This window comes from Streptomyces sp. NPDC054783, assembly GCF_053611725.1.
Genome location: NZ_JBSHAY010000003.1, coordinates 27280 through 48571, shown reverse-complemented (window position 1 = coordinate 48571; position 21292 = coordinate 27280). Strand labels below are relative to the sequence as shown.

Annotated in this window: 18 protein-coding genes; 12 read left to right on the top strand and 6 right to left on the bottom strand. The window is 72.8% G+C overall.

All coding sequences use genetic code 11. The annotated features are described in order from the left end of the window. Nucleotides 1-25 precede the first annotated feature (25 nt). Nucleotides 26-2203: a serine/threonine-protein kinase gene (locus ACWGJ5_RS07145; protein WP_453308764.1), complete on the top strand. Its 2178-nt coding sequence runs from the start codon at nucleotides 26-28 to the stop codon at nucleotides 2201-2203. A gap of 60 nt (nucleotides 2204-2263) precedes the next feature. On the opposite strand, the gene ACWGJ5_RS07140 is transcribed toward ACWGJ5_RS07145, so the two are convergent. Next, on the bottom strand, nucleotides 2264-3013 hold the full coding sequence (locus ACWGJ5_RS07140) for an SLATT domain-containing protein (protein ID WP_453308763.1): 750 nt from the start codon (nucleotides 3011-3013) through the stop codon (nucleotides 2264-2266). A 287-nt stretch (nucleotides 3014-3300) separates the two neighbouring features. Between ACWGJ5_RS07140 and ACWGJ5_RS07135 the strand changes: the two genes are divergently transcribed. Genes ACWGJ5_RS07135 through ACWGJ5_RS07125 form a run of 3 tightly spaced genes read left to right on the top strand, consistent with a single transcriptional unit; the run spans nucleotide 3301 to nucleotide 4951 of the window. Continuing rightward, nucleotides 3301-3645, top strand: a complete 345-nt coding sequence (locus ACWGJ5_RS07135) for a YbaB/EbfC family nucleoid-associated protein (protein ID WP_228621694.1) — start codon at nucleotides 3301-3303, stop codon at nucleotides 3643-3645. Between the two features lie 51 nt (nucleotides 3646-3696). After that, nucleotides 3697-4296 (top strand): recombination mediator RecR, encoded by a 600-nt coding sequence (gene recR, locus ACWGJ5_RS07130; RefSeq protein ID WP_199211360.1) that lies wholly within the window; start codon nucleotides 3697-3699, stop codon nucleotides 4294-4296. Then, nucleotides 4289-4951: a DUF5063 domain-containing protein gene (locus ACWGJ5_RS07125; protein ID WP_453308762.1), complete on the top strand. Its 663-nt coding sequence runs from the start codon at nucleotides 4289-4291 to the stop codon at nucleotides 4949-4951. The genes recR and ACWGJ5_RS07125 overlap by 8 nt, the downstream gene beginning before the upstream one ends. 88 nt (nucleotides 4952-5039) lie before the next feature. On the opposite strand, the gene ACWGJ5_RS07120 is transcribed toward ACWGJ5_RS07125, so the two are convergent. Then, a complete protein-coding gene (locus ACWGJ5_RS07120; RefSeq protein ID WP_453308761.1) occupies nucleotides 5040-5765 on the bottom strand; it encodes a sulfite exporter TauE/SafE family protein in 726 nt (241 codons plus the stop codon). A 200-nt stretch (nucleotides 5766-5965) separates the two neighbouring features. On the opposite strand from ACWGJ5_RS07120, the gene ACWGJ5_RS07115 reads away from it, so the two are divergent. From ACWGJ5_RS07115 to ACWGJ5_RS07100, 4 genes are all read left to right on the top strand, one after another. Then, entirely contained in the window at nucleotides 5966-7237 is a 1272-nt protein-coding gene (locus ACWGJ5_RS07115) for an aspartate kinase (RefSeq protein WP_228621348.1), read from the top strand. Between the two features lie 31 nt (nucleotides 7238-7268). Further along, nucleotides 7269-8327 carry an aspartate-semialdehyde dehydrogenase gene (locus ACWGJ5_RS07110; protein ID WP_453308760.1) on the top strand — a complete coding sequence of 353 codons (1059 nt, stop codon included), beginning with the start codon at nucleotides 7269-7271 and terminating at the stop codon, nucleotides 8325-8327. Nucleotides 8328-8643: 316 nt separating this feature from the next. Next, nucleotides 8644-9327 (top strand): SigE family RNA polymerase sigma factor, encoded by a 684-nt coding sequence (locus ACWGJ5_RS07105; RefSeq protein ID WP_453308759.1) that lies wholly within the window; start codon nucleotides 8644-8646, stop codon nucleotides 9325-9327. Nucleotides 9328-9455: 128 nt separating this feature from the next. Continuing rightward, nucleotides 9456-10616 (top strand): hypothetical protein, encoded by a 1161-nt coding sequence (locus ACWGJ5_RS07100; RefSeq protein ID WP_453308758.1) that lies wholly within the window; start codon nucleotides 9456-9458, stop codon nucleotides 10614-10616. 19 nt (nucleotides 10617-10635) lie between these two features. Here the strand turns inward: ACWGJ5_RS07100 and ACWGJ5_RS07095 are convergent, their stop codons facing one another. Continuing rightward, on the bottom strand, nucleotides 10636-11427 hold the full coding sequence (locus ACWGJ5_RS07095; RefSeq protein ID WP_453308757.1) for an SURF1 family protein: 792 nt from the start codon (nucleotides 11425-11427) through the stop codon (nucleotides 10636-10638). A gap of 43 nt (nucleotides 11428-11470) precedes the next feature. Further along, on the bottom strand, nucleotides 11471-12310 hold the full coding sequence (locus ACWGJ5_RS07090; protein WP_453308756.1) for a class I SAM-dependent methyltransferase: 840 nt from the start codon (nucleotides 12308-12310) through the stop codon (nucleotides 11471-11473). Nucleotides 12311-12393: 83 nt separating this feature from the next. On the opposite strand from ACWGJ5_RS07090, the gene ACWGJ5_RS07085 reads away from it, so the two are divergent. Beyond that, nucleotides 12394-14211 carry a prolyl oligopeptidase family serine peptidase gene (locus tag ACWGJ5_RS07085; protein ID WP_453308755.1) on the top strand — a complete coding sequence of 606 codons (1818 nt, stop codon included), beginning with the start codon at nucleotides 12394-12396 and terminating at the stop codon, nucleotides 14209-14211. Between the two features lie 27 nt (nucleotides 14212-14238). Here ACWGJ5_RS07085 and ACWGJ5_RS07080 read toward each other — a convergent pair whose 3' ends face one another. Then, on the bottom strand, nucleotides 14239-16104 hold the full coding sequence (locus ACWGJ5_RS07080; RefSeq protein ID WP_453308754.1) for an NAD-binding protein: 1866 nt from the start codon (nucleotides 16102-16104) through the stop codon (nucleotides 14239-14241). 162 nt (nucleotides 16105-16266) lie between these two features. On the opposite strand from ACWGJ5_RS07080, the gene ACWGJ5_RS07075 reads away from it, so the two are divergent. From ACWGJ5_RS07075 to ACWGJ5_RS07065, 3 genes are all read left to right on the top strand, one after another. Next, nucleotides 16267-17286, top strand: coding sequence for a permease (locus tag ACWGJ5_RS07075; protein WP_453308753.1), 1020 nt, complete (start codon nucleotides 16267-16269; stop codon nucleotides 17284-17286). After that, a complete protein-coding gene (locus ACWGJ5_RS07070) occupies nucleotides 17283-17999 on the top strand; it encodes a TIGR03943 family putative permease subunit (protein ID WP_453308752.1) in 717 nt (238 codons plus the stop codon). The genes ACWGJ5_RS07075 and ACWGJ5_RS07070 overlap by 4 nt, the downstream gene beginning before the upstream one ends. An 85-nt stretch (nucleotides 18000-18084) precedes the next feature. Continuing rightward, nucleotides 18085-19101, top strand: a complete 1017-nt coding sequence (locus ACWGJ5_RS07065) for a hypothetical protein (RefSeq protein ID WP_453308751.1) — start codon at nucleotides 18085-18087, stop codon at nucleotides 19099-19101. Between the two features lie 25 nt (nucleotides 19102-19126). Here ACWGJ5_RS07065 and ACWGJ5_RS07060 read toward each other — a convergent pair whose 3' ends face one another. Next, entirely contained in the window at nucleotides 19127-21175 is a 2049-nt protein-coding gene (locus tag ACWGJ5_RS07060) for an NAD(+) synthase (protein ID WP_453308750.1), read from the bottom strand. Between the last annotated feature and the right edge of the window lie 117 nt (nucleotides 21176-21292).

Below are 21292 nucleotides of genomic sequence, written 5' to 3'. Positions count from 1 at the left end.
GCGGATCGGGGGGAGGCGGGCGGCCATGGAGAAGCTCGGGGCGGGGGATCCGCAGCGCATCGGGGGTTACCGGCTGCTGGCGCGGCTCGGCGCGGGCGGCATGGGGCACGTGTATCTGGCCCGGTCGGACCGGGGCCGTACCGTCGCGGTGAAACTGGTCCGCCAGGAGCTCGCCGAGCAGGAGGAGTTCCGGGCGCGGTTCCGGCAGGAGGTGCAGGCCGCGCGGCGGGTCGGTGGGTACTGGACCGCGCCCGTGCTGGACGCGGACACCGAGGCGCCGGTGCCGTGGGTGGCCACGGGGTATGTGGCCGGGCCGAGCCTGCAGCAGGTGGTCGGGCACGACCACGGGGCGCTGCCCGAGCGGTCGGTGCGGATCCTCGCGGCGGGGCTCGCGCACGCGCTGAAGGACATCCACGCGGCGGGGATCGTGCACCGGGATCTGAAGCCGTCGAACGTGCTCGTGACGATCGACGGGCCGCGTGTCATCGACTTCGGGATCGCCCGGGCGCTGGAGACGACCTCGCTGGGCGGGGAGGGGCTGACCCGGACCGGGTCGCTGGTGGGGTCGCCGGGGTTCATGGCGCCCGAGCAGGTGCGGGGGGACCGGATCACGTCGGCCTGCGACGTCTTCTGCCTCGGGTCGGTGCTGGCGTACGCGGCGACCGGGTCGCTGCCGTTCGGGAGCGCCAACAGCGGGGTGCACGCGCTGATGTTCCGGATTGCTCAGGAGGAGCCGGATCTGGAGGGGGTGCCGGAGGGGATCGGCGACCTGGTGCGGGACTGCCTGCGCAAGGATCCCGGGGCCCGGCCCTCGCTGGATGCCGTTCTGGAGCGGACGGGGGCGGAGGACACCGTGGCCGGGGGGCGGTCCCGGGATCCCTGGCTGCCGGGGGCGCTGGTCGCGCAACTCGGCCGACATGCCGTGCAGTTGCTGGAGGTCGAGGATCCGGAGGGGGACGGGTCTGCGCCGGCGGGGGCGGGTTCGTCTTCGGGTACGAGTGGGTCTACGAGTGGGTCTTCGGGTGCAGGTGTGTCGTGGGGTGCGGGTGCATCGGGGGGAACCCGGCCTTCGGCCGAATCCGGGTTCCCACCGGCACCACCCGCACCACCGGCACCACCCGCACCACCCGTGCAGGCATCGTCGTCGGGTGTGGATGGCCCTGGTGGGGCGGATTCGCCGTCGGCGGGCGCGGGTGGTGCCGGTGGGGGCGGAGCGCCGTCGGCGGGCGCCGTGGGCTCTGGCCCGGGCAGTGGTGACGGCGTCGTGTCGCCCGAGCATGCTGCCGTTGCCGATGACGGGAGTGCGCCGGGGGCGGTGGGACAGCCGGGGGGCGCGGGCGGGGTGAATCATCTGCCGACCGTCGTGGCGGGGCAGACTCCGCCGCCGGGGACGCCGCCGGCGGTACCGGGGTTCGGGGCCGCGCCGGGGGCGTACGGGTATCCGCAGCAGCATCCGCAGCCCCAGCCGTATGCGCAGTCGGGCGCTGCCTACGGGTATCCCCAGCCGGGCGCCGGGGCGTGGGGCGGGGCCCAGCAGCCGTACACCCCCTATGGCGGCGGGCTCGGGTCCACGCCGCCGTACGGGCCGCCGCCCTTCGGTGAGGTGCGGGAGCCGGAGCGGCGCAGTGGGCGGTCCACCGCGCTGCTCGTCGTGATCGCCCTGGTGGTGGCGCTGGGCGCGGGCGGCTCGGTGTATGCGCTGATGAGGAACGGCGGCGGGGACGACGACAAGGGTGGCGGGACCGTCACCCCCGCGCCCACCGTCAGCACCTCCGGTACCTCGGGGGCGCCCAGCACGGCCGGGCCGACGCCGTCCGACTCCGCGTCCGCCTCCGCCTCCTCGGACGGGGCGGTTCCGGCCGCCTACCTGGGTACCTGGGAGACGACCATCGACAACGCCAACGGGATCAACACCCGTCAACTGACCATCCGTCAGGGCCGGGTGGGCGACAGCGTGCTGACGCTGGTCGCGGACGGGCCGACGGACGGCGGTGGCACCTACCACTGTGTCTTCGACGCCAAGCTCGCCCAACAGCCCGGCACGGACGGGCCGTTGGAGATCGGGCCGTCCACCGTCACCAGTGGCGAGCCCGCCTCCTCCTGCACTCCGGGCGAGGCCACCGAGGTCACCCTGCTGCCGGACGGCAGCCTGAAGCGGGCGAAGGCGGGCGGCGGGGAGAGCCTGACGTACACCAAGCAGTGACGCACACCGGGCAGTGACGCACACCGGGCAGTGAGGTCGGCGGACCCGTTACCGGGCTGCTTACCGCGGCTCCGGCGGCCGCTGCCGTGGCATGTTCGGCCGGGTCCCGTTCGCGGGCGGCAGCGGAGAGCGGCCCGCCGGGCCCGCGGCCTCCTGCCGGGGCACGCAGGCCACCGCCGACTGCATGCCCAGCGGCGCGGAGCCGGTGCGGAACTCGACCATCCAGTCGGTCGTCTCCGTGCGCACCAGTTCCGTGACGTCCTCCGCGAAGCGCCGCAGCACCGCCAGGCACCGCTCGGCCGCCTCGCTCGCCGTGCCCTCCGCCGGGCCCAGCACCTCCCGGATGCTCTCGGAGGCCCAGTCGAACTGCAACGCCTGCAGCCGCCGCTGTACTGCCTGCGCGGTGGCCACGTCCCTTATCCAGCCGGACGTCACGCCGAAGAACCGGTCGATGCCGACGCAGGCGACGGCGAGCAGCAGCGCCAGGCAGCCCCAGGGCGCGACCCCGTGGGCCGCCCCGGCGAGGTCCAGCAGGGGGAGCGCCGCCCCGGCCACCGCGCCCGCCGCCGCGCCCGAGCGCAGGATCCAGGCGCCGCGCCGCTTCCACGTCCGGTCCCGCAGATACCAGGACGCCGTCTGCAGTGCCCCGCGCTCCACCCACCGGTACAGCTCGTCGAGCCGTTCGGCGGGCTCGCCCCAGTCCCCGAGCGGAAAGGCCCGCCCGGTCAGATCGCCCGGCCGCAGCCCGGCCGCACCCTCGCCCCGCCCGTCCTGAGGCGGACCCTCGGGCTGCATCTCCGGCTGACCCACCCGGCACTCCCTACTGATCCCTGCTGATCCCTGACGCACGACCGGTCACGCTGTGTGACATCCCATGCCGATTCCATGCCGCTCACTGCCGATTCCATGCCGACGCGCGGCACCCTTCCTACCGCCCAATGGGTGGCGAAGAAGGACCTTTGCCGGCTTTTCCGCTCGGATGAGGGCCTTGATCAGGTATAGGGCTGCCGCGCTTCTCACTCGAAAGAGTGGCGGGGCGACGCGCGCGTGGACCACGTAGGCTCGTGCCCAAGGAGAAGAACGTAGAGGAGCTGATCGTGATCCCCGGTGGTGGCCAGCCCAACATGCAGCAGTTGCTCCAGCAGGCCCAGAAGATGCAGCAGGACCTGCAGCGGGCGCAGGAGGAACTGGCGAACACGGAGGTCGACGGGCAGGCGGGCGGCGGGCTGGTGAGGGCCACCGTGACCGGTGCCGGCGAGCTGCGCGCGCTGAAGATCGACCCGAAGGCTGTCGACCCGGAGGACACCGAGACCCTCGCCGACCTGATCGTGGCGGCCGTGCACGCGGCGAACGAGAACGCGCAGACGCTGCAGCAGCAGAAGCTCGGCCCGCTGGCCCAGGGGCTCGGCGGCGGCACGGGCATCCCCGGTCTGCCGTTCTGAGGCCGGGCCAACTACGGTACGTACCGAAAGGTCTTGAGGAAGGGCAGTCCGGTGTACGAAGGCGTGGTCCAGGACCTCATCGACGAGTTGGGGCGGCTGCCCGGCGTCGGTCCCAAGAGTGCGCAGCGGATCGCCTTCCACATCCTGCAGGCCGAGCCGGCGGACGTGAAGCGGCTCGCGCAGGCGCTCCTGGAGGTCAAGGCGAAGGTCCGCTTCTGCGCGACCTGCGGCAACGTGGCGCAGGAGGAGCTGTGCAACATCTGCCGTGACCCGCGGCGGGATCCCTCCGTCATCTGTGTGGTGGAGGAGCCGAAGGACGTCGTGGCCATCGAGCGGACCAGGGAGTTCCGCGGCCGGTACCACGTCCTGGGCGGCGCCATCAGCCCGATCGAGGGTGTCGGTCCCGACGACCTGCGTATACGAGAACTTCTCGCGCGGTTGGCCGACGGTACGGTCACGGAGCTGATCCTTGCGACGGACCCCAATCTTGAGGGCGAGGCCACGGCCACCTACCTCGCCCGCATGATCAAACCCATGGGCCTGAAGGTCACCCGCCTGGCCAGCGGCCTCCCGGTGGGTGGCGACCTGGAATACGCGGACGAGGTCACCCTCGGCCGCGCCTTCGAGGGGAGACGACTCCTAGATGTCTGACGCCACACTGCACGCGACCGGTCGGAACCCGGACGATTTCGCGGTCCAGATCGCGGACCAGATCGAGAGCTTCCTGGTGGCCGTCACGGAGGTGGCGAGGGGCGACGAGCCCGGCTCGACCGTTCCCTTCCTCCTCCTGGAGGTCTCCCAGCTGCTGCTGGCCGGCGGTCGGCTGGGCGCCCACGAGGACCTCGTCCCCGAGGAGCGCTACGAGCCCGACCTGGGCCCCGAGCCGGACGTGGACGAACTCCGCGAGAACCTGGCCCGCCTCCTGGAGCCGGTCGACGTCTACTCCGAGGTCTTCGACCCGTACGAGCCCCGCAAGGCCCCCGTGCCGGCCCGGATCTCCGACGACCTCGCCGACGTCATCACCGACCTCCGCCACGGCATGGCCCACTACCGCGCGGGCCGCACCACGGAGGCCCTGTGGTGGTGGCAGTTCTCCTACTTCTCCAACTGGGGCCCCACGGCCTCCGCCGTCCTGCGCGCCCTGCAGTCGGTCCTCATCCACGTCCGCCTCAACCAGCCCCTGGAGGAACTGGACGGCCTCGACACCGACCAGTCCGACATGGGCGACGAGACCCTGGAGTTCGAGGCGGGACGGGTCATGGCCCAGGAGATCGGCGGACCGCTGGGGATGCGGCAGGGGAAGTGACCACGAGCGGCGCCTCCGCGTCGGCGTACGGCGCGGTGTGCGTCGGCCCGGCCGCATCACCTTGAGTCCCGCACGGCCCTCGCAGCCCTCACAGCCCTGAAAGCCCCCACAGCCCCTTCCCCATCGCCGTGCCGCCGCCCGCCAGGGCCAGGAGGAGGACAAGGTGGCGGGCCCGGTGCTCGGGGACGCGGGCGGCGACGGCGTGGCCGATCAGGGCGCCGAGTGTCATCGCCGCGACGACCACGGCGACTTGAGTGGCCGTCAGGCGCGGTGTGCCGTTCGCGGCGATCGAGAAGGCGTTGACGGCGACGCCGTAGAACTGCGCGTTCGGCACGAACTCCCGTACCGTCCAGCCCGCGTTGAGGGCGTACAGGGACACCGGCGGGCCGCCCACGCCCGCCGCCGCGTTCATGAAGCCGCCGAGGGCGCCGGCCGTCACCGCTCCCTTGCCGCCCCGCAGGGCCGGTACCCGGGCGCCGCGCATCACCAGCAGGACGGCCGTCGTCACCAGGGCGCCCATCACCAACAGCAGGGCGGGACGGGGGAGTTGGCGGGTCGTCCAGGCGCCCGCCGGTACCGTGCAGGCCGCCGCCGCGCACAGTGGCACCATCGCCGCCGGACGGACGCGGCGCCAGCCGCCCGCGAGGCCCACGACGCTGATCGCGCCGGCGGCACAGTTGGCGAGCACCACCCCGTCGGCGGGGCCGAGCAGCAGTACCAGCGCCGGTACGGCGACCAGGGCGAAGCCCATTCCGGTCAGCCACTGCACGCATCCGCCGAGCAGGACGATGGCCGCGAGCAGCGTCTCCGTCATCTCGCCCCCCGTTGGTTGAAAGTTCATGTGGCAACCAGGTGCCACCAGTGTGACCCGGGGCACTTTCCCGCGTGGCCCGGCGGAGGCTGGGCAGGTGCCGGACACGGGACGCACGATGTCTCACCATGCGGGAGCAGGGTGGTGGAATTCGGGCGCTCGTTAGACTGAGCCGACACAAACGAACCGAGCGAGGAGCGCACGTGGGCCTTGTCGTGCAGAAGTACGGAGGCTCCTCCGTAGCCGATGCCGAGGGCATCAAGCGCGTCGCCAAGCGGATCGTGGAAGCGAAGAAGAACGGCAACCAGGTTGTCGTCGTCGTTTCCGCGATGGGCGACACGACGGACGAGCTGATCGATCTCGCCGAGCAGGTTTCTCCGATGCCTGCCGGGCGTGAGTTCGACATGCTGCTGACCGCCGGAGAGCGGATCTCCATGGCACTGCTGGCGATGGCGATCAAAAACCTGGGTCACGAGGCCCAGTCCTTCACCGGCAGTCAGGCAGGCGTCATCACCGACTCGGTCCACAACAAAGCCCGGATCATCGACGTCACGCCGGGCCGGATCCGGGATTCGCTGGACAAGGGCAACATCGCGATCGTCGCCGGGTTCCAGGGCGTCAGCGCCGACAAGAAGGACATCACCACGCTGGGCCGTGGCGGGTCCGACACCACGGCCGTGGCGCTCGCCGCCGCGCTCGACGCCGAGGTCTGCGAGATCTACACCGACGTCGACGGCGTGTTCACCGCCGACCCGCGTGTGGTGAAGAAGGCGAAGAAGATCGACTGGATCGCCTTCGAGGACATGCTGGAGCTCGCGGCCTCCGGCTCCAAGGTGCTGCTCCACCGCTGTGTGGAGTACGCCCGCCGCTACAACATCCCGATCCATGTCCGGTCCAGCTTCAGCGGGCTGCAGGGCACCTGGGTCAGCAGTGAGCCGATTGGGGACAAGAAGGTGGAGCAGGCCATCATCTCCGGTGTCGCGCACGACACCTCCGAGGCCAAGATCACGGTCGTCGGCGTGCCGGACAAGCCGGGTGAGGCGGCCGCGATCTTCCGGGCCATCGCCGACGCCGCGATCAACATCGACATGGTCGTGCAGAACGTGTCCGCCGCCTCCACGGGCCTGACGGACATCTCCTTCACGCTGCCGAAGACCGAGGGCCGCAAGGCCATCGACGCGCTGGAGAGGAGCCGGTCGGGCATCGGCTTCGACTCGCTGCGCTACGACGACCAGATCGGCAAGATCTCGCTGGTCGGCGCCGGCATGAAGACCAACCCGGGCGTCACCGCCTCCTTCTTCGAGGCGCTGAGCGACGCGGGTGTGAACATCGAGCTGATCTCGACCTCCGAGATCCGCATCTCGGTCGTCACCCGCAAGGACGACGTGCCGGAGGCCGTGCGCGCCGTGCACACCGCCTTCGGGCTCGACTCCGACACCGACGAGGCCGTCGTCTACGGCGGCACCGGCCGATGACCGTCTCCACGACGTACGGAGGCGTACGACGATGACCGGCAAGCCGACGCTCGCGGTCGTGGGAGCGACTGGAGCCGTCGGCGCGGTCATGCTCCAGATCCTGTCCCAGCGCGCGGACGTCTGGGGCGAGATCCGCCTGATCGCCTCCCCGCGCTCGGCCGGCCGCAAGCTGGCCGTGCGCGGCGAGGAGGTCGAGGTGGTGGCCCTGAGCGAGGAGGCCTTCGACGGCGTCGACATCGCCATGTTCGACGTCCCCGACGAGGTCGCCGCGCAGTGGGCGCCGATCGCCGCCGCGCGCGGCGCGGTGGTCGTCGACAACTCCGCCGCCTTCCGGCTGGACCCCGAGGTGCCGCTCGTGGTGCCCGAGGTCAACCCGCACGCCGTACGGGTCCGCCCGCGCGGGATCGTCGCCAACCCCAACTGCACGACCCTGACGATGATCGTCGCCCTGGGCGCGCTGCACGCCGAGTTCGGGCTGCGCGAGCTGGTGGTGTCGTCGTACCAGGCGGTGAGCGGGGCCGGGCGGGCCGGTGTGGACGCCCTGCGGGCCCAGCTGTCCCTGGTGGCCGGCACCGAGCTGGGCACCAAGCCCGGCGACGTGCGGCGGGCCGTCGGGGAGGACACCGGGCCGTTCCCGGAGCCGGTCGCGCTGAACGTCGTACCGTGGGCCGGATCGCTGAGGGAGGACGGCTGGTCCTCGGAGGAGATGAAGGTCCGCGACGAGTCCCGCAAGATCCTCGGGCTGCCGCGGCTGCCGGTCGCCGTGACCTGTGTGCGCGTCCCGGTGATCACCACCCACTCCCTGACCGTGCACGCCCGCTTCCAGGGCGAGGTCACGGTCGACCGCGCCCGGGAGATCCTCGCGACCGCGCCCGGAGTGGTGCTGTGCGACGATCCGGCCGCCGGTGAGTACCCCACCCCCGCGGACGTCGTGGGCACCGACCCGACCTGGGTGGGCCGGCTGCGGCGGGCCCTGGACGACCCGACCGCGCTCGAGCTGTTCGTGTGCGGCGACAACCTCCGCAAGGGGGCCGCGCTGAACACCGCCCAGATCGCGGAGCTGGTCGCGGCGGAGTGGGCCGACCGCTGATCCCGGTCTTACAAGAACTTTGTAGGATCTGTGTAAGAAGTGTGGCTCGAGACATGGTCCAAACCACTTGAACCATTGCTCAAGGCAACAGAGGATTTCTCTCCCCGTCCCCGCAACCGTGCGGAGGGCGGGGAGCGTCTTTGCCGTCACTCTTCGGGCGTGGGGACGCCGTGATCGGGCCGGGTGTGGGGACACCCGCCCATATCAGACATAGGGGAAGAGCGGGACGCATGACGTCACTTGAGGCTCGGCCGGTTGTCGCACATGTGACGCCCGGCACGTACAACCCTGGCGGGGGGAGACGTGTCCAACTGGCGTGGCAGAGGTACTCGAACTCAGCGTGGCCCGCGGCGCGGCGGCTCTTCGGCCGCCCCGTGCGGCGGTCCGGCCCCGCACGCCCGGCGGCATGCCGGTGATCGCGCCCATGCCCGCAGCGCGGCCCGCCCGCATACCCAGTCAGCGTGACGGTGCCGAGGACGCCGCGACCACCGCGGCGACCGAGGTCGCCGGCACGACCGTCGACCACCTCACCGAGACCTACCGGGCGCACTACCGCTCGCTGCTCGGCCTCGCCGCGCTGCTCCTGGACGACACCGCCTCCTGCGAGGACGTGGTCCAGGAGGCCTTCATCCGCGTGCACTCGGCCCGCAAGCGCGTCCGCGACCCCGAGAAGACCCTCGCCTACCTCAGGCAGACCGTCGTCAACCTCTCCCGCTCGACCCTGCGCCGCCGCATACTCGGCCTGAAGCTGCTCTCCAAGCCGATGCCGGACATGGCGAGCGCGGAGGAGGGCGCCTACGACCAGCTGGAGCGCCGCGACCTCATCAAGGCGATGAAGGGCCTGCAGCGCCGCCAGCGCGAGGTCCTGGTCCTGCGCTACTTCGCGGACATGACCGAGGCGCAGGTCGCCGAGACCCTCGGGATCTCCCTGGGCTCGGTGAAGGCGTACGGCTCGCGGGGCATCGCCGCGCTGCGGGTGGCCATGGAGGCACCGGCATGAGCGAGCGCGCCGAAGGGGGCGATTCCGATGAACGCCATTCCCACGAACGTCACGAGCCCTTCGCCTGGCACGAGCCGACGAGGCGGGATGAGCAAGAGCACACGCAATCGCACGCTGGGAACGGAACTGTGAACCACGGCCCCGACGAGAAGGGCCCGGAGGGCCTCGGCCAGGGCCCGGACGGGCGCGGCAGGCGTCAGGGCGGCCCCGGCGCCGACGCGGACGGCTTCGAGCTCGACGGCCTCGGCAAGGATCTCGACGGCCTCGGTGGCGACGAGTCGGCCCTGCGCCGGATGCTGCGCTCCGCCGTCGACGACATCGAGCCGCGCACCGGCACGCTGGAGCATCTGCGCCGGGCCGTGCCCGCGCGGCGGGCCCGCAAGCGGCAGGCCGCCGTCGGCATGGCCGCCGCGGCCCTGTTCATCGGCACCGCGATCCCCGCTCTCGTGCACGTCTCCGAGTCCGGCGGCACCGACCCCAACACCGCCATGGCCGGCCAGTCCTCCCAGGCCCAGGGCGGCACCGGGCAGGGCAAGGACAAGGGCGGCGACACGGGCGGCAGGAAGGACGACGGCGGTACGACCGCCAAGCCCGGCAAGGAGCCCGGCAGGTCCGGGACGAAGGGCAAGGGCGGCGGCAGCGGCACCGGCGGCTCCAGCGGCGGCGCCAACCCGTCCTCCACCCTCGCCTCGAGCGGCGTCCCGCTGTGCACGACGGCCCAGCTGGGCTCGGCCACCGGCACCGCCGTCGCCCCCGACACCGCGGGCGTGGTCTACGGCACCTTCCGCGTCGTCAACGTCTCCTCCACCGCCTGCACCGTCGCCGGCGCGGGCACCATCACCCCGACCGCGACGGGCGCGGCCGACCCGGCCAAGATCGGCACCGCCCGGCATGTGGCCGGGGACGCGGCGACCGGACTGCCCGACCCCTCCCTGGAGGTCACCGGGCTGGTCCTGCAGCCGAGCGCGGCGTACGAGGAGAAGTTCGCCTTCGTACCCTCCGAGACCTGTCCCACCACCGGCGGCGGCACCAGCACCACCGGCGGCTCGCAGACCGGTGGCCCCACACCGGATCCGTCGCCGACCCAGGACGCGAGTGCCACCGGCGGTTCGGCCGACGGCGGGACCTCGGCGGGGACCACCACCCAGCTGATGACCGAGGACGGCACGGCCGACGGCAGCGTGCAGATCACCCACACCGCGCAGGGGGGGTCCCCTGCGGCCACGGCGACGGTGACGGGGGAGTGTGCGGGGACGGTCGTCTACACCGGGGTGCTGGCGGGCGCGTAGCCCTTCGGGCCGCTCGTGCTCAGCCGCCGGCCACCGGCTCCCGGGCCGGCTCCTCCGGTACCAAGCCCAGCGCGGCGTCCCGCGCCGCCTCGGCCTCCCGTCGTACCAGGCGGAACCACATGAACACCACGAACCCGGCGAAGACGAACCACTCCCCGGTGTAGCCGAGGTTCTGGAAGGCCTTCAGGTCCAGCCCGGTGCCGTCCGGCGCCGTCGCGGGCACGGCCTTCATCCCGGCGTCGGCCCTGTCCAGGGTCACCCAGGCGTCGTACAGCCTGTCCGGCACCAGGTTCACCAGCGAGGCCGTGCTGATCGCCGCCGTCTGCCCGGCCGGCAGCCCGCCGGCCGCGCTGACCCCGTTGTCCCCCGGCGTCTCGGAGGCCTGCAGCGCGCCGGTGACGGTGACCTCACCGCTCGGCGCCGCGGGCGCCTTCGCCGCCTCCGCCTTGCCCGGCAGCCAGCCCCGCACCACCGGCAGCGCCTTGCCGGAACCGGTGCGCAGCAGGGTGAGGACGTAGAAGCCGTCCCTGCCGTCGAGCTGCCGGCCGGGCACCAGCAGCTGTGCGCCGTAGTGCCCGCTCGCGGTGACCCGGCGGCCCGAGGTGGCCTTGTCGACGGGCAGCATCGACTCCAGCGGGCGCGCGGCCTCGTGCCGGTCGGACGCGGCCTGCTCGGTCGCGCTGCGGTGCTCCTGCACCCGGCCCTCGAACCGGCTCAGCTGCCAGGACCCCATGAAGACGCAGAAGGGGATGGCGAGCAGCACGAAGACGTTGATGCCCCACCAGCGGGGTGTCAGCAGAAACCGGTACACGCCTCCCACGGTACGGCGCCGCCGCCGGGCGCCCGCCCGCGGGTCAGCCCTTGCTCGCCTTGAGGGAGTAGATCAGCGGGATGCGCGGGTGGTCCGGCGGGAAGCGGTGGTAGCCGTCGCGGACCTCGAAGTTCTGAAAGCGCGGGAACAGTGACACGTCGTGCTCGTGCAGGAACTCGATGCGCAGCCCGGCCGCGGCGAGCGCGGAGACCACGTCGCCGAGGGTGTGCTGCCACTCCACGCTGCGGTTGTGGACGGTGACGGCGTCCGGGTCGGCGTAGGTGCCGGGCTCGTCCCACACCTGGGCGCCGCGGCGGAAGTAGTCGCGCACGATCAGTGAGCCGGTCGCGTCGTCCAGGGCCTCGGTGATCGGGTGGAACTCGGCGAGGTAGAGGAAGCCGCCGGGGGCGACGAGGGAGGCGGCCGTCCGCGCCCAGCGGCCGATGTCGGGCAGCCAGCACAGCGCGCCCAGGCCGGTGTAGACGATGTCGTACGAGGACTCGGGCACGGCGTCGGCCGTGTCGTACACGTCGCCGGTGACGAAGGCGGCGCGCTCGGGACCGTGGCCGAGGCCGGCGGCGAGGGAGCGGGCGGCCTCGACGGCCGGGGCGGAGAAGTCCAGGCCGACGACGCGGGCGGCGCCCCGGTGGACCCAGGACAGGGTGTCGGTCCCGATGTGGCACTGGAGGTGGAGGAGCGTCTTGCCGGTGACGTCGCCGACCTCGGCGGTCTCGAAGTCGCGCAGGACGTCCGGGTGGGCCCGGAAGCCGTCGAGGTCGTAGTACTCACCGGCCACGTGCACGGGAACGCGCTCGTCCCACATGGCGCGGTTGTCCTCGCGCCAGCCGTCGGGGGCGGAGTGATGGTCGACCTGGGTGCTCATGGTCGGGAAGTTATCCACAGGCTGCGCACACCCGCCACCCAATTGTCGGCGCGGCCAGGCAGTATGGGCGCATGACTGGGGCGATGAGTGAGAGCAACGGGCCGGGCGTGCGGGACGCGGCCGGCATGCCGGACTGGGAGAAGCGCTTCCGGGCGCCACGGGTGTCGCTGCCCGACTGGGCGGAGGACGCGCCGGACCGCTCCCTGTTCGTGTCGAACGCGACGGGCACGTACGAGCTGTACGCATGGGACCGCGCGACGGGCGGGCAGCGGCAGGCGACGCACCGGCCGAACGGCACGACGGACGGCGAACTCTCTCCGGACGGCGCCTGGATCTGGTGGTTCGACGACAAGGACGGCGACGAGTTCGGCATCTGGCGCCGCCAGCCCTTCGAGGGAGGTCAGGACGAGCCGGCCGTCCCGGGCCTCGACCCGTCCTACCCGGCGGGGCTCGCCCTGTCCCGGGACGGGCGCACGGCGGTGGTCGGCCGCTCCACCGACGAGGACGGTACGACGATCCACCTGGCCCGCGAGGGCGGGGACCCGGTCGAGATCTACCGGCACCGCGAGTCGGCGGGCGTCGGCGACCTCTCGCACGACGGCTCCCTGATCGCCGTCGAGCACACCGAGCACGGCGACGCCATGCACGCGGCGCTGCGCGTGCTCCGCCCGGACGGCACGCCGGTCGCCGAGCTGGACGACACCAAGGGCGGCACCGAGGAACTGGGCCTGGAGGTGCTGGGCTTCGCGCCGGTCGACGGCGACACCCGGCTGCTCATCGGCCATCAGCGCCGGGGCCGCTGGGAGCCGCTGGTCTGGGACGTGGCGACGGGCGAGGAGACCGACCTCGCCCTGGACCTGCCGGGCGACGTCAGCGCGGAGTGGTATCCGGACGGCTCGGGCCTCCTCGTCGCCCACGGCTTCGAGGCCCGCAGCGAGCTGTTCCGCTACGACCTGGCGAGCCGTGAGCTGGCCCGCATCCCCACCCCGCCCGGCACGGTCTCCGGCGCCACCGCCCGCCCCGACGGCAGCGTGGAGTACCTGTGGTCCTCGGCCGCCGAACCGCCCGCGGTCCGCTCGACGTCCGGCGGCATCGTCCTGGACCCGCCCGGCATGGCCTGCCCGCCGTCGGTGGCCGTGGAGGACGCGTGGGTGGAGGGCCCCGGCGGCCGCATCCACGCCCTGATCCAGAAGCCGGCGGGCGCGAGCGGCCCGCTGCCCACGGTCTTCGATCTGCACGGCGGCCCGACCTGGCACGACAGCGACTCCTTCGCCGCCGGCCCGGCCGCCTGGGTCGACCAGGGGTATGCGGTGATCCGCATCAACTACCGCGGCTCCACCGGCTACGGCCGCGCCTGGACCGACGCTCTGAAGCACCGGGTCGGCCTGATCGAGCTGGAGGACGTGGCCGCGGTCCGCGACTGGGCGGTCTCCTCCGGCCTCGCCGACCCCGCCCGGCTGGTCCTCACCGGCGCCTCCTGGGGCGGCTACCTCACCCTGCTCGGCCTCGGCACCCAGCCCGACGCGTGGACGGTGGGCATCGCGGTCGTGCCCGTCGCGGACTACGTCACCGCGTACCACGACGAGATGGAGGCCCTGAAGGCCATGGACCGCACCCTGCTGGGCGGCACCCCCGAGGAGGTCCCCGAGCGTTTCGAGGCCTCGTCCCCGCTCACGTACGTCGACGCGGTCAAGGCCCCGGTCTACATCTCGGCGGGTGTCAACGACCCCCGCTGCCCGATCCGGCAGATCGACAACTACGTCAAGCGCCTGGAGACGAGAGGCGCGATCCACGAGGTGTACCGCTACGACGCCGGGCACGGCTCCCTGGTGGTGGACGAGCGGATCAAGCAGGTGGGACTGGAGATCGACTTCGCGGCCCGGCACCTGGGCGCTTCCTGAGTGCCGGCACCCGGGGCGGAGTGAGCGTCACCGGAGCTCCGCCAGGCCCCTGCGGGTAACGGCGACGACGACCCGGTCCCCCTTCTCCAGCACATGGTCCGGTGCCGTGTCGGTGCGCCCCTCCAGTGCCAGCACCCGCCAGGACCCGGCCCGGAAGGCGTCCCGTACCGTCCGTCCCTCCAGCTGGGGGTGCCCGGCGACATCGACCGCGGCGAACAGCAGCACCCGCCGCTCCACCGCGATGGCGCCCAGCACCTGCCGTCCCAGCATCGCCCCGGCGAACGCGGGCGCGGCAAGATGGGTGACGCTCCGGCTCCGGGTGAGGGCGTGCGGGTAGGCGGCCCGCAGGGTGCGGTACACCGCGGTGGCGAAGTCGTCGTCGTACAGCCGCAGTACCACCCGCAGATCGGGCCGTACGCTCCGCGCGTACAGCACGGCCTCCAGGTTGGTGGTGTCCGCGCTGGTCACCGCGAGCAGCGCGTACGCCCGGTGGATCTTCGCGGACTCCAGCACCCCTTCCTGGGTGACGTCCCCGAGCACCACCGGCACCCGCAGCCGTCGCGCGGTCGCGAGGCCTCGCGCGTCCGGGTCGGACTCGACGCACACGACGGGGATGTTGAGCTCGCGCAGCCGGGTCAGCACCCGGGTGCCGATCTTGCCGAGCCCGAGCAGCACCACATGACCGCCGAGACCGCGCGGTGGTTTGCGCAGGGCGGAGGCGGTGCGGAAGGTGCCCAGCGCCTCCAGTACGGCCGCCAGCAGCACCGGGAGCAGCAGCAACCCGACCAGTCCGGAGAGGAGTTGGAGGATCTGCCGGCCGAGCGGCGCCCCGAGGGCGGGGTCGTCGATCGCGAACATGTCCAGCAGCGTCAGATAGAAGGCCCGCAGCGGATGGATCCCGGTGACCACCCACAGCGCGACGGCGAGCGCGAGCACGCACGCCACCATGCCCGCCAGCGACCACCGCAGCCGCCGGGAGAACAGCGAGGCGAACGGCGGCACCCCGCCACGGCCGGGCGCGGCCGACTCGCCGCCGCCCGCCGAGGACACCTGCTCCAGCACCACGGCCGACCGGCCGGCGGCCTGCCGTACCTCGTCGTCGCCCGGCAGCAGCCGGGGATCCTGGTCGCCGCCGGCCTCGGGATCCGCGCCCGGCGGGGAGAGCAGGGCGAGCGTGCACAGGCCGGTGCCGGCCGTCGGCCGTTCGACCGCCCGCAGCAGCAGCCCCTCGGTCTGGACGACCTTGCTGGTGCCGGCGACGGCGGTGGCGGCCAGTGCGGGCGCGGCGGTGTCGGCGTCGGACAGCACGGTGGTGGACGCGTCGGTGCCGCCCTCGCCGTTGCCCGTGGCCAACGCGGCGGCCTGGTCGAGAAGTTCCTCGATGTGCTGGCCCAACCGCCGGTTGTAGAGCCTCAGGACGAGCCGCAGCCGCGGGTTGAGCCGGCGGGCGGTCAGCGCGGCCCGGATGTTGGTCTCGTCGTCGTCGAAGACGAGGGCGAGCGCGGCGGCCCGTTCCACTCCGGCCCGGGCGAGCACGGACTCGGTGATCTCGGCGGCCTCCAGCACCCCGTGGGCCTCACCGCCGTTGCCACCACCGGCGGCGCCGCCCGTACCGCCGGTGCTCGTGGCCGTCGCTGCCGATCCGGAGCTGGACCCGGAGCCGGACCCGGAGCTGGAGCCGGAGCCAGATCCGGAGCCGGTGCCGCCGCGGCCGACCGCGGCGTTGACCATACGGTCGAACAGCGCGGCCGAAGCGGACCGGGCCCGTCCGACCACCGGAGGTCTGGCGGTGCGCTCGTTCGGCGGTACCACGAGGGTGACCTGCTCGCCGTAGACTCCGCGCAGCTCGGCGGCCAGCCGGTGCGCGAGCCCGTCGTCACCACACACCACCATGTGCGGGGCCCTGGGCCCACCTTGATACGGAACGCTCCCCACGAGGGAAAAGACTGCCCCAAGGAGAGGAGTGGTTCCAGCAACGGTGTGAACACCCGGGGGACGACTCGCGTACCGAGGGGGAGGGAGCGAACGAGGACAGCCAGCCGGAGGTAACCGCACGTGGCCATCACGGAAGACGCCCCGCCCGGCGCGGAGGCCGGCCCCGCCGGCGAGCCGGGCGGCCCGGACAGCCGCAGGCTCAGCTCCCCCCTCGTGCTGACGCTGATCCTGCTCCTCGCGGTGCTCGCCCAGTCCCCGATCCGCGGGCTCCTCGGCACGCCGCTGATGCAGAGCTGGATGACGGTGTTCGTCGCGGTGACGGTCCAGGCGCTGCCCTTCCTCGTCCTCGGCGTGCTGCTGTCGGCGGCGATCGCGGTGTTCGTACCGCCGGCCTTCTTCGCGCGCGCCCTCCCGCGCCGCCCCGCCCTGGCCGTCCCGGTCGCCGGGATCGCGGGCGCGGTGCTGCCCGGCTGTGAGTGCGCCTCGGTCCCGGTGGCGGGCGCCCTGGTGCGCAGAGGGGTCACCCCGGCCGCCGCCCTCGCCTTCCTCCTCTCCGCCCCCGCGATCAACCCGATCGTGCTGACCGCCACCGCCGTCGCCTTCCCGGGCCGGCCCGAGATGGTCCTGGCCCGCTTCCTGGCGAGCCTGCTGGTGGCGTGCGCGATGGGCTGGCTGTGGCAGCGGCTGGGCCGCACCGACTGGCTGCGCCCGCCGGCCCACGGCGCGCACGAGGGCGCGACGAAGGGGGAGGCGTTCTGGAACTCGGTACGGCACGACACCGTGCACGCGGGCGGCTTCCTGGTGCTCGGGGCGATGGCCGCGGCCACGCTGAAGGCGGCGACGCCCGCGGACTGGCTGCGCACGGCGGCCGGAAACCCGGTCTTCTCTGTGCTGGCCCTGGCCGTCCTCGCCGTCCTGCTGTCCATCTGCTCGGAGGCGGACGCGTTCGTCGCGGCCTCCCTCACCCAGTTCTCCCTGACGGCCAAGCTGGTGTTCCTGGTGGTGGGCCCCATGATCGACCTCAAGCTGTTCGCGATGCAGGCCGGCACCTTCGGCCGTACCTTCGCCCTCCGCTTCGCCCCGGCCACCTTCGCGCTGGCGATCACAGGGGCTGTCGTCACCGGGACGGTCCTGCTGTGAACCGCCACTCCCAGTCCGCCGTCATGTTCCTGCTCGGCGCCGCCCTGCTCCACGCGGGCAGCACCGACCTCTATCTCCGCTACGTCAAGGAGGGCCTGCGCCCGCTGCTGCTCGCCTCGGGCGTGGTCCTGATCGCGGCGGCGCTGGCGACGGTCTGGTACGAGCGCCGGCGTGCCGGGGCCGCCGCCACCGAGGCGCACGCACACCCCGAACCCCGCATCTCCTGGCTCCTGTTGCTCCCCCTCCTCGCCCTCATCCTCGTCGCTCCTCCCGCCCTCGGCTCCTACAGCGCCCTGCGCTCCGGTACGGCTCTGCAGAAGCCGTACGTCTACGGCGCGCTGCCCGCCGCCGACCCGGCCCCGCTCTCCGTGATCGACTACGCCTCCCGCGCGGCCTACGGCCACGGCCGCTCCCTGCACGGCCGCTCCGTCCGCGTCACCGGATTCCTGGCCCTGGACCACTCGGGCGCGCCGTACCTGGTCCGGATGGCCCTCAACTGCTGTGCCGCGGACGCCCAGCCGGTCAAGATCGCCCTCACCGGCGAACTGCCCCCGGTCCTGCGCCCGGACGCCTGGCTGGAGGTGACCGGCACCTACACCCCCCGCATGACCCACGACCCGGTCAACAACGGCCCCATCCCGTATCTGAAGGTCACCGCGGCGAGACCGGTACCGGTGCCGCACGACCCGTACGACGAGAGCTGGAACAACTGACGTCCGATCACGGCAGTGCCGGTCCTCCCTTCGTTGCCGGAGCCGGTACAAGACCGGCCGGCCAGGCGTTGCGACAATCCCGGGCATGAAGAGCAGGGTTGGTCAACTGGCGGTCTGCGCGCTGCTGCTGGTGTGCGCGGGGGTGGCCGCCTGGTTCGTGCCGGCGGTCACCGCGGAGGAGCGGGCCTGGCACGCGGCCCGGCCCTGCGCCTCCGGTGCGCGCGGGAACGACTGCCTGCGCACCCTCCCGGCCGTGATCGAGCGCACCGATCCGCACTCGCCCAAGCAGGGTGGCCGCCTGTACTTCGCCGGGGGCCGCCCGACGCCCCGGATGTGGGTGTCGTACGACGCCGCCGAGGCCTTCGAGGCCGGTGACCGGGTCCGGCTGACCGTGTGGCGGGGCCAGGTGATGAAGGTCGCCGGGGCTCGGTACGTCTGGCACGAGCATGTGGCCACCGGCGGCAGCCAGGCAGTGGTCGCGGCCCTGTGCGCGCTGGCCGCGGGCTGGCCGGGAGCCCGGCTGCTGCTGCGGGCGCGCGGGCACCGGCTGCCCGAGGGCGAGGCCCCGCCGTCCGCGCTGCCGTTCCTCGTCCCGCTCCTCGGCACGGCGGTGTGGCTCTTGCCGCTGTGCTACCGGCACCCCGTGTCCCTGTTCGGCTCGACGGCCACGATCGCCTGGTGGGCGGTGGGCGCGCTGGTCAGCGTGGCGCTGTCCGGCTGGGCGTGGCGGGCGACGCGGATCCGCACACCCGGTCGGTCCACGGCGCCCGAACTCCCCGCGGACGGCGAGGTGTTCCTGTCGGCGTGTTTTCTGGAGCACACCGACTACAACCCGCACGGCTTCGGTACCCACATCGTGCTCGGCGCCGGCGAGCCCGCGGTGACGCCCCAGGCGGGGCCGGGGCGGTTCGCCGCGAAGCGGATCCCGGTGGGACGGCTCACCGTTCAGGCCGTGCGGCGGCCGCGGGGGGAGGAGGGTGACCTCGTTCCGCGCAGCTGGCACATCGCCGAGCTCGACGACGCGGGCACGCCCGTACGACTCGCTGCCGCACCGGACGACCTCGCACGCATCCTGCGTGCGCTTTCAGCGGTGCGGGTCTGAGCCCCCCCGCGCCCCTCTCGGACGGCTATGCCTCCGTCTCCGTCGAGTTGAAGCGTTCCAGATCCCGCAACCACGCCTGCGCCGTCCCGTCCGACGGAGCCCGCCAGTCGCCGCGCGGTGACAGGGACCCGCCCGCCGAGACCTTCGGGCCGTTCGGCATGGCCGAGCGTTTGAACTGGGAGAAGGCGAAGAAGCGGCGGATGAAGACCTCCAGCCAGTGCCGGATCTGCGCCAGGTCGTAGGTGCCGCGCTCGGCCTCCGGGAAGCCGGGGGGCCAGGCGCCGTTCTCCCGGTCGTGCCAGGCGTGCCAGGCGAGGAAGGCGATCTTCGAGGGGCGGAATCCGTAGCGCAGCACGTGGAAGAGGGTGAAGTCGTGCAGCGCGTACGGGCCGATCTTCGACTCGGTGGACTGCATCTCCTCGCCGGGCACCAGCTCGGGGCTGATCTCGGTGTCGAGGATCGCGGTGAGGATCTCGCCGGTCTCCTCGTCGAACTGCTCGCTGCCGACGACCCAGCGGATGAGGTGCTGGATCAGCGTCTTCGGCACACCGGAGTTGACGTTGTAGTGGCTCATCTGGTCGCCGACGCCGTACGTCGACCAGCCGAGCGCCAGCTCGGAGAGGTCGCCGGTGCCGAGCACGATGCCGCCGCGCTGGTTGGCGAGGCGGAACAGGTAGTCGGTGCGCAGGCCTGCCTGGACGTTCTCGAAGGTGACGTCGTACACCGGCTCGCCGGAGGCGAAGGGGTGGCCGATCTCCTTCAGCATCAGCCGTGCGGTCGGCGTGATGTCCAGCTCGGCCGCGGTGACGCCCAGGGCTCGCATCAGCCGGTGGGCGTTGTCCTTGGTGTGGTCGCTGGTGGCGAAGCCGGGCAGGGTGAAGGCCAGGATGTCGCTGCGCGGGCGCCCGGCGCGGTCCATCGCCCGGGCGGCGACGATCAGCGCGTGCGTGGAGTCCAGGCCGCCGGAGACGCCGATGACGACCTTGGGGCCGCCGATCGACGCGAGCCGCTGCTGCAACCCCGCGACCTGGATGTTGTACGCCTCGTAGCAGTCCGTGGCGAGCCGTTCGGCGTCGGCCGGGACGAAGGGGAAGCGCTCCACGCGGCGGCGCAGGCCCAGGTCGGTGGTGGTGGGCGGGGCGAGTTCGAAGGACACGGTCCGGAAGTCGCCGGTGCGCGCGGCATGGGTGCGGCGGTTCTCGCCGAACGTGCCCGTCCGCTGCCGCTCCTGCCGCAGCAGGTCGAGGTCCACGTCGGCCACCGCGTACTGCTCGCCCAGCGGGAAGCGTTGGGTCTCGGCCAGCAGCGCTCCGTTCTCGTAGATCAGGGTCTGGCCGTCCCAGGACAGGTCGGTGGTCGACTCGCCGAGGCCGGCCGCCGCGTAGACGTACGCGGCGAGGCAGCGGGAGGACGCCGAGCGGCACAGCAGCTTGCGGTCCTCGGCCCGGCCGACCGTGATCGGACTGCCCGAGAGGTTGACCAGGACGGTCGCCCCGGCCAGCGCCGCCTCCGCGCTCGGCGGCACCGGCACCCACATGTCCTCGCAGATCTCCGCGTGCAGCACGAGCCCGGGCACGTCCGCCGCCGCGAAGAGCAGGTCCACCCCGAACGGCGCGTCGGCACCGCCCAGCCGGATCGTTCCGCCGCGCTCGCCGTCGCCCGCGGCGATCTGCCGGCGCTCGTAGAACTCCCGGTAGTTCGGCGGGTACGACTTCGGTACGACGCCGAGGATCCGGCCGCGGTGCACGATCACCGCGCAGTTGTAGATCACATCGCGGTGGCGCAGCGGGGCGCCGACGACCAGCACCGACAGCAGGTCCGCCGACCCGGCGACGATCGTGGCGAGAGCCGTCTCGACGTCGTCGAGCATGGCGTCCTGCAGCAGCAGGTCGTCGATCGCGTACCCGGACAGGCACAGCTCGGGGAACACGACGACGGCGACGCCCTCCTCGGCGCACCGGCGGGCGTGGCGCAGGACCGCCTCGGCGTTGGCGGGCGGGTCGGCGATGACGGTGTGGCCCGTGCACGCGGCGACGCGGGCGAAACCATGCTGATAGATCGACCAGAAGTTCAACGCGGCGTCCCTCACAGCCGAAGCGAATCTTGTACAGAAGGAAGCCTAGATCCCCGCCGTGCGCGGGTCCCGGCCAGTCCGGGGCAGCCCACGGCAACCGGCTGAAACCGCGCCAGC

Coding starts and splice junctions, on each gene's coding strand:
- ACWGJ5_RS07145 (WP_453308764.1), top strand. CDS start 26: ATGGAGAAGCTCGGGGCGGGGGATCCGCAGCGCATCGGGGGTTACCGG.
- ACWGJ5_RS07125 (WP_453308762.1), top strand. CDS start 4,289: ATGTCTGACGCCACACTGCACGCGACCGGTCGGAACCCGGACGATTTC.
- ACWGJ5_RS07120 (WP_453308761.1), bottom strand. CDS start 5,765: ATGACGGAGACGCTGCTCGCGGCCATCGTCCTGCTCGGCGGATGCGTG.
- ACWGJ5_RS07110 (WP_453308760.1), top strand. CDS start 7,269: ATGACCGGCAAGCCGACGCTCGCGGTCGTGGGAGCGACTGGAGCCGTC.
- ACWGJ5_RS07090 (WP_453308756.1), bottom strand. CDS start 12,310: ATGAGCACCCAGGTCGACCATCACTCCGCCCCCGACGGCTGGCGCGAG.
- ACWGJ5_RS07085 (WP_453308755.1), top strand. CDS start 12,394: ATGAGTGAGAGCAACGGGCCGGGCGTGCGGGACGCGGCCGGCATGCCG.
- ACWGJ5_RS07080 (WP_453308754.1), bottom strand. CDS start 16,104: ATGGTGGTGTGTGGTGACGACGGGCTCGCGCACCGGCTGGCCGCCGAG.
- ACWGJ5_RS07065 (WP_453308751.1), top strand. CDS start 18,085: ATGAAGAGCAGGGTTGGTCAACTGGCGGTCTGCGCGCTGCTGCTGGTG.